This is a genomic window from Spongiibacter sp. (genome assembly GCF_041602295.1).
In the GTDB taxonomy this organism is placed as follows: Bacteria; Pseudomonadota; Gammaproteobacteria; order Pseudomonadales; family Spongiibacteraceae; genus Spongiibacter.
On sequence record NZ_JBFIGO010000125.1, the window covers coordinates 1 to 6,778 of the forward strand.

The 6,778-nt window shown below is 58.7% G+C and carries 9 protein-coding genes; 3 read left to right on the top strand and 6 right to left on the bottom strand.

The window, feature by feature from the left end:
- Positions 1-435: ELM1/GtrOC1 family putative glycosyltransferase (locus tag ABYM29_RS14085; protein ID WP_372865418.1), on the bottom strand; the 435-nt coding region annotated here is incomplete at its 3' end.
- Positions 436-443: 8 nt separating this feature from the next.
- Complete coding sequence (gene lpxL, locus ABYM29_RS14090) at positions 444-1,334, bottom strand: LpxL/LpxP family Kdo(2)-lipid IV(A) lauroyl/palmitoleoyl acyltransferase (RefSeq protein WP_372865419.1); 891 nt, start codon at positions 1,332-1,334, stop codon at positions 444-446.
- 133 nt (positions 1,335-1,467) lie between these two features.
- Between lpxL and ABYM29_RS14095 the strand changes: the two genes are divergently transcribed.
- Positions 1,468-1,842 carry a diacylglycerol kinase gene (locus ABYM29_RS14095; RefSeq protein WP_372865420.1) on the top strand — a complete coding sequence of 125 codons (375 nt, stop codon included), beginning with the start codon at positions 1,468-1,470 and terminating at the stop codon, positions 1,840-1,842.
- Positions 1,843-1,964: 122 nt separating this feature from the next.
- On the top strand, positions 1,965-2,237 hold the full coding sequence (rpsT, locus tag ABYM29_RS14100; protein WP_372865421.1) for a 30S ribosomal protein S20: 273 nt from the start codon (positions 1,965-1,967) through the stop codon (positions 2,235-2,237).
- A gap of 85 nt (positions 2,238-2,322) precedes the next feature.
- On the opposite strand, the gene proB is transcribed toward rpsT, so the two are convergent.
- From proB to rplU, 4 genes are all read right to left on the bottom strand, one after another.
- Entirely contained in the window at positions 2,323-3,453 is a 1,131-nt protein-coding gene (proB, locus tag ABYM29_RS14105) for a glutamate 5-kinase (protein ID WP_372865422.1), read from the bottom strand.
- Between the two features lie 8 nt (positions 3,454-3,461).
- A complete protein-coding gene (cgtA, locus tag ABYM29_RS14110; RefSeq protein ID WP_372865423.1) occupies positions 3,462-4,655 on the bottom strand; it encodes an Obg family GTPase CgtA in 1,194 nt (397 codons plus the stop codon).
- Between the two features lie 100 nt (positions 4,656-4,755).
- Positions 4,756-5,013, bottom strand: coding sequence for a 50S ribosomal protein L27 (gene rpmA, locus ABYM29_RS14115; protein ID WP_168451649.1), 258 nt, complete (start codon positions 5,011-5,013; stop codon positions 4,756-4,758).
- 18 nt (positions 5,014-5,031) lie between these two features.
- A complete protein-coding gene (rplU, locus tag ABYM29_RS14120) occupies positions 5,032-5,343 on the bottom strand; it encodes a 50S ribosomal protein L21 (protein WP_372865425.1) in 312 nt (103 codons plus the stop codon).
- 270 nt (positions 5,344-5,613) lie between these two features.
- Between rplU and ABYM29_RS14125 the strand changes: the two genes are divergently transcribed.
- On the top strand, positions 5,614-6,573 hold the full coding sequence (locus ABYM29_RS14125; RefSeq protein WP_372865424.1) for a polyprenyl synthetase family protein: 960 nt from the start codon (positions 5,614-5,616) through the stop codon (positions 6,571-6,573).
- Positions 6,574-6,778 lie beyond the last annotated feature (205 nt).

The window sequence follows — 6,778 nt, forward strand, 5'->3', positions numbered from 1 at the left end:
CAATACCACCAAGCCGCGACCCGCATCGCGGCCCGAGTGAATGGGCTGCATGACATTCAACACCCCCCGAGTCGCGAGAATCTTCGGCGAGTTTGGCGGGGAATCGTGCTCGGGAATGATCGCCACATCGAACAGGCAGCGCGGCAAACTCGGCTTCATCAACACGATAGAGCGCGCGCGACAAACCGCCGAGGTCCACAACAACGGCAGGTGGCAGCGACTGCCCGCGGCTATCACCCACTGTGGCAACTGCTGCGCGCCGAACTGCGCCATCAGCCCGCGACGCCCGGTTTTTCGCAGCGGCTGGCGGGAGATGTCCAACCAGTGAATCTCACAGCGGCGCTTGCTCGCCAGGCGCTCGGCCAAGCCCTTTAATTGATTGGCGTGACCGGGGCGACCATCGGTAATAAACCACAGCTGCAGGGCATCGTTCATGGGCGCCCTCAATAGACTTTTTCCGCGCCCACTGGGCGGGTCTTAAAGCGGCGATGCACCCACATATACTGCTCCGGGGCGCGGCGAATATTATCTTCAATCAGCGCATTCACCGTCCGCGCATCTGCGGCCGGGTCGCCGCTGGGAATGCTCGGCAGCGGCACGACTTCCAGGCGGATCCGGCGCCCCTTATCTAAGCGCTGCTGAACGATATACACCACCTTTGCCCGGCCGCTTTTAGCCAGGGTAGAAGTCGCCACCGTTGTGGCTGCCGGGTTGCCAAAAAAATCGACAAACTCTGCCGATTTGCGGCCGTAGTCTTGATCCGGCAAATAGAACAAGCGCCGCCCCTGCCGCAGACATTTCAGCGCGCGCTTAAAGTCGCGGCGGTGAATAGGCTCGCCGTAGCGCCCGCGCGCGCGACTGACCAGCCACTCCAGCACCGGGTTTTTTTGTTGGCGATAAAACGAGTCAGATGGTTTGCGCTGGGCAATCAGGGCGCCGGTCAAATCGATAAAGGTAAAATGCGCACCCAGCACAATAACGCCCTGACCGTCGCCGTCCAAATGCTCTTCGCCAATCAGCTCCAGCTCCAAGCCGAGCTGATCAATCGGGGTAAACCAGCTTCGCAGTATCTCCAGCAAGCCTACGCCCTGGTCTTGCATGGTCTTTTTAAGCAGACGCTGCTGCTCAGCCGCATCCAATTCCGGAAAGCACAAGGCCAGATTAGTGGCCGCAACGTGGCGGCGGCTGCCTGCGAAGCGATAAAACAAACTGCCCAGACCCTTACCCAGCAGGTAGTTGCAGCGCTGCGGCAGCCTTGCCAATAAGTACATCAACGCAACCGCCAACCAGGTTGGCCAGTGACGCGGATGTAGAAGTTGTCTCTGAATTGTCATCGTCCCGCTACTACACTGTTTTTTTTAGGCACTACTTAATACACTGGAACGCGACTCCAAGTTGGTCGGCCGCGCCGCGCCAGCATTGTACACCGATTGATAGCTCGACCTTGCCCACAACAGTGAAATTACCATGATGAACAAACCCGGCCGCAGCGGCCTTTGGCGTTTAGTAGATGCTACCAACTACTCCGTAAAGGGGCTGGCGGCTGCCTGGCGCCACGAAGAAGGCTTTCGCATGGAGTGCGTACTCGCCACCATCATGCTGCCGGCGGCAATCTGGCTGGGCAGCAATGCCGTGGAACGCTGCCTGCTGATCATCCCGGTACTGCTGGTGATCACCGTCGAGCTGCTGAATTCCGCCATCGAAGCCGCCGTCGACCGCATCGGCACCACTCCCCACCCGCTCTCCGGCCAAGCCAAGGATATCGGCTCGGCAGCCGTCATGGTCAGCATGATTCTCTGCCTGATCAGCTGGGCATTAATCATTTACGATAGATTCTACTGACCGCCGGGGGCCGCCCAGCAATATTTGCACCCGACAAGTGGCTTAACCCTTGACATACCTGGTGCAAAACTGAATAATTCACGGCCTAAATTTTCAGCGCAAGTTCTAAAGGAGTAACAAGGGTGGCAAATTCCCCGCAAGCAAGAAAACGCGCACGTCAGGCGGAGAAACGTCGCACTCACAACGCCAGTCTGCGCTCTATGGTCCGCACCTACTTGAAAAAAGTTGTGACCGCCATTGAGTCTGGCGATCAAGAAGCGGCTAAAGCTGCCTACGCAGCTGCAGTGCCGGTTCTCGACCGCACTGCCGACAAAGGCAACTTCCACAAGAACAAGGCCGCTCGCCATAAGAGCCGCCTGAACGCCCGCATCAAAGCGATGGGCGAAGCGGCGTAAGCCACTTAGCGCATAAAAAAACCCGCATTATGCGGGTTTTTTTATGCCTGAGTATTTATACCTGAGCATTAACGCAGCAGCAGCGCTATACCAGCACCATATTGTCGCGATGTATCAGCTCCGGCTCGGCGAGATAACCCAGCTTCTCCGCAATCGCGGAACTGGCGCAGCCGGATATCTTGCGCACCTCGTCCGCCCGGTAATTCACCAGGCCACGCGCCACCTCCCGACCATCGGGATCGACGCAGCTCACCAGGTCACCGCGTTCAAAGTCGCCGCTCACCTCCGTCACCCCCACCGCCAGCAAGCTTCGCCCCTGCTGGCGCAGCACCCGCGCCGCGCCGGCATCAACCAACAGACTACCGCGCAGCCGCAACTGACCGGCCAACCACTTCTTGCGCGCCGCCATCGGCGGCTCCTTGGCCAGCAACAAAGTCCCCAAAGACTCCCCGGCTAGCGCCCGACACAGCACCTCGGGCTCGCGACCACCCGCGATCAAGGTATCCGCCCCGGAGCGCGCCGCCAGACGCGCCGCGCGCAACTTGGTCAGCATACCACCACGACCCAAACTGCCAGCACTACCCCCCACCATCGCATCCAACGCCGGATCGGCGGCATCCGCCTGGGCAATTAACTCGGCATCCGCATGATGACGGGGGTCACTGCTGTACAGGCCGCGCTGATCCGTGAGGATCACCAGGGCATCGGCGTCAACCAAATTGGCCACCAGCGCCGCCAAGGTATCATTGTCGCCAAACCGAATTTCATCGGTGACCACACTGTCATTTTCATTGACCACCGGCACCACCGACAGCTCCAGCAAGGTCAATAAAGTATTGCGGGCATTGAGGTAGCGATCGCGCGCGGAAATATCATCATGGCCAAGTAAAATTTGCGCGGTCTGCAGGCCGTGCCGACGAAAGCGCTCCTCATAGGCCTGCACCAGGCCCATTTGCCCAACCGCAGCCGCCGCCTGCAAGTGGTGAAGGTCATCCGGACGCTGTGCCCAACCCAAGCGGGTCATGCCCTCGGCAACCGCCCCCGACGACACCAACACTATCTCGCAACCGCGGGCACGCAGTGCCGCGATTTGCGCCACCCAGGCATCCAGCCCCTCCACACACAAACCGCGACCGTCATTAGTCAGCAAGGCCGAGCCAATTTTCACCACAATACGCCGCGCGTTCGCGAGCTGCCGACGACTATCTACCACCACACACCACCCTAGGGCCTGTAAACCACTTCGACATCATGATCATCGTCATCGTCGTCACCATCCTCGCCATCCGCCTGCTGGCGGGCGCGTCGCGCGGCATTGAGCGCGGCGATGCGATCGCGCGCCTCCTGCTGCATCGCCTCCTGAATACGCAACTCTTCCTCCGCCGCCTCGGGATTCTCCACCAGCCGCTCAGCCTGCGCCTCCACAAAGGCGAGAATATCCTGGCACAGGCGCTTGGTATTCTCAGCCGAAATCGCCGCAATTTTGTAAACCGCCCCATCCCACGCCAGGGCATCGACAACCGCCTGACAGCGCGCCTCGCGCTCATCCTCCGGCAGCAAGTCGATCTTATTGAGCACCAGCCAGCGCTCACGCTGCGCGAGCAGCGGACTGAATTGCCGCAGCTCTTCAGCAATCACCGCCACTGCCTCCTCCGGCGTACTGCCATCGTAGGGCGCCATATCAACAATATGCAGCAACAGGCGAGTGCGCGTTAAATGCTTGAGAAAACGAATACCCAAACCCGCACCCTCGGCCGCCCCTTCCACCAAACCAGGAATATCGGCAATCACAAAACTGCGGTGCGGCTGCACGCTCACCACCCCCAGATTCGGCACCAAGGTAGTGAAAGGGTAGTTAGCCACCTTGGGTTTGGCCGCCGACACCGCGCGAATAAATGTCGACTTGCCGGCATTGGGCATACCCAGCAGGCCCACATCCGCCAACACCTTCAATTCCAGGCGCAGCGTTCGCAACTCACCGTCACTGCCACGGGTAAACTGTCGGGGCGCGCGATTTGTACTGGATTTAAAGCGAGTATTGCCCAGCCCGTGAAACCCGCCCTGCGCAACCTTTAGCTCATCACCAGCCGCCACCAGGTCACCCAGCACCTCGCGAGTATCCTCATCGATCACCGTCGTTCCCACCGGCACGATCAGCACGAGATCCTCACCGCTTTTACCGCGACAATTGCCACCGCGCCCGGACTCACCCGATTGCGCCTGGTAATGCTTTACAAAGCGGTAGTCCACCAATGTATTGCTGCTGGCATCGGCGCGCAGAATGATACTGCCGCCATCACCACCATCACCCCCATCCGGCCCACCGCGGGGAATGTATTTTTCACGGCGAAAACTCAGGCAGCCGTTGCCCCCGCGACCTGCGGCGACGCGTATTACCGCCTCATCGACAAACTTCATTGCACTCGACCTCGGTGACTGGCTAGCCCGTTAACGTTATGTACAGAAACAAAAAAGCCCCGTCAACCGACGAGGCTTTAGCAATCAATAGAACCGACAATCAGGCAGCGACGATGCTGACAAACTTGCGATTCTTTGGACCTTTAACTTCAAACTTAACAACACCGTCAGCTTTCGCAAACAATGTATGGTCGGTACCCAGACCAACATTCTCGCCCGCATGGAAACGCGTGCCACGCTGACGAACAATGATGCTGCCCGCGCTAACCACTTGACCACCGTAGCGCTTCACACCAAGGCGTTTACTCTCGGAATCGCGTCCGTTACGGGTACTACCACCAGCTTTCTTGTGAGCCATGAGTTACTCCTCGTATCCTTAGCCGCTAATTCCAGTGATCTTCACTTCCGTGAACCACTGACGATGACCGGCTTGTTTCATGCTGTGCTTACGACGGCGAAATTTAACAATTTTCACCTTGGCGTGACGACCCTGAGAGATAACCTCTGCAGTCACCTTGCCACCCTCAACAAAGGGTGCACCAATTTTCAGCTCTTCACCGTTCTTGACCATCAACACTTTATCAAAGGTGATCGTTTCGCCGGTGGCAACTTCAATTTTTTCCAACTTGAGGGTTTCACCCTCAATAACACGGTGCTGCTTACCACCGCTTTCAATAACTGCGTACATGGGCATAATCTCCAAGAGCCTGCTTGCAATGCTAATTGAGTGTTTGGCCGCCAACAGTAAACTGCAAACGGAACAAGTCCAGGCACCAAATCCACCGCCAACAACCGGCGAACGGACTGGTTTTGCTTCAGGGGCGCGAATTTTACTGATTCCTGCCCACAAAAACAAGACCTTTCCTCCTTGTTTCATCCCCCGCCGCCCCTAACTTGACAGCTCGGCGGCACCCCCATACGATGCCAGCCGATTCCACCGCCGCAAGTCACTGAATCCATGCAGCATATCCGCCAAGTCGTCGACAGCGAGTTCAACTCAGTCAACGATTTTATCGTCGAGCAATTGCACTCCCGGGTCAGCCTGGTGGAGAACATCGGCCACTATATAATTGACGCCGGCGGCAAGCGCCTGCGGCCGCTGCTCAGCCTGCTCAGCGCCGGCGCACTCGGCCACATCGCTCACGACCATATCCGCTTGGCTGCGGTCATTGAATTCATTCATACCGCCACCCTGTTGCACGACGACGTCGTCGACTTATCAGAATTGCGCCGCGGCCGCCCCACTGCCAACGCCGAATTCGGCAATGCGCCCAGCGTGCTGGTCGGCGACTTCCTCTATTCTCGCGCCTTTCAGGTATTGGTCGCGATCGGCAATATGCCGCTGATGGCCCTGCTTTCCGACACCACCAACACCGTCGCCGAAGGCGAAGTATTGCAACTCAGTCGCGCCGGCAATGCCGACACCGACGAAGCCACCTACTTCAATGTCATTCGCAGCAAGACCGCGGTACTGTTTGCCGCGGCCTGTGCCGGCTCGGCCCTGCTGTCCAACAACGATGAACAGCGACAGGCGCTGTACGATTACGGCCTCAACCTCGGTATCGCCTTTCAGCTGGTCGACGACATCCTCGACTACGAAGGCGACCCCGAGGAAACCGGCAAGAATGTCGGCGACGACCTCGCCGAAGGCAAGCCCACGCTGCCGCTGATCTACCTGCTGCGCCACGGCAGCAAAGACCAACAGCAACAAGTGCGCCGCGCGATCAGCGAAAAATCCGCCGCCGAACTGGACGGCATTGTTACCGCGGTACAGAGCAGCGGCGCACTCGACTACTGCCGGCAAGCAGCCGCACGCCACAGCCAGGCCGCCATCAATGCTTTGCAGGCACTGCCCGCCTCTCCCTATCGCGACGCAATGAGCCAGCTCAGCGAACTGGCCCTGCAGCGCCGCAGCTAATTCCGCAATAAAAGACCAGACAACAGCAACCCCTAATGCGCTACTCTTAACGACGGCACGCAACAACGCGCAACCCACACAGGGAAGAGCAGGAGACTCACGTGGCACTGGCAACCCCGGACAAACAGCAAGCACTCTGGCAGGCACTGGCCGCAACACGCGACAAGTGTAACTCTGTCACCCTGCGCCAGCGCTTTGCCGCACA

Coding starts and splice junctions, on each gene's coding strand:
- lpxL (WP_372865419.1), bottom strand. CDS start 1,334: ATGACAATTCAGAGACAACTTCTACATCCGCGTCACTGGCCAACCTGG.
- ABYM29_RS14095 (WP_372865420.1), top strand. CDS start 1,468: ATGATGAACAAACCCGGCCGCAGCGGCCTTTGGCGTTTAGTAGATGCT.
- cgtA (WP_372865423.1), bottom strand. CDS start 4,655: ATGAAGTTTGTCGATGAGGCGGTAATACGCGTCGCCGCAGGTCGCGGG.
- rpmA (WP_168451649.1), bottom strand. CDS start 5,013: ATGGCTCACAAGAAAGCTGGTGGTAGTACCCGTAACGGACGCGATTCC.
- rplU (WP_372865425.1), bottom strand. CDS start 5,343: ATGTACGCAGTTATTGAAAGCGGTGGTAAGCAGCACCGTGTTATTGAG.
- ABYM29_RS14125 (WP_372865424.1), top strand. CDS start 5,614: ATGCAGCATATCCGCCAAGTCGTCGACAGCGAGTTCAACTCAGTCAAC.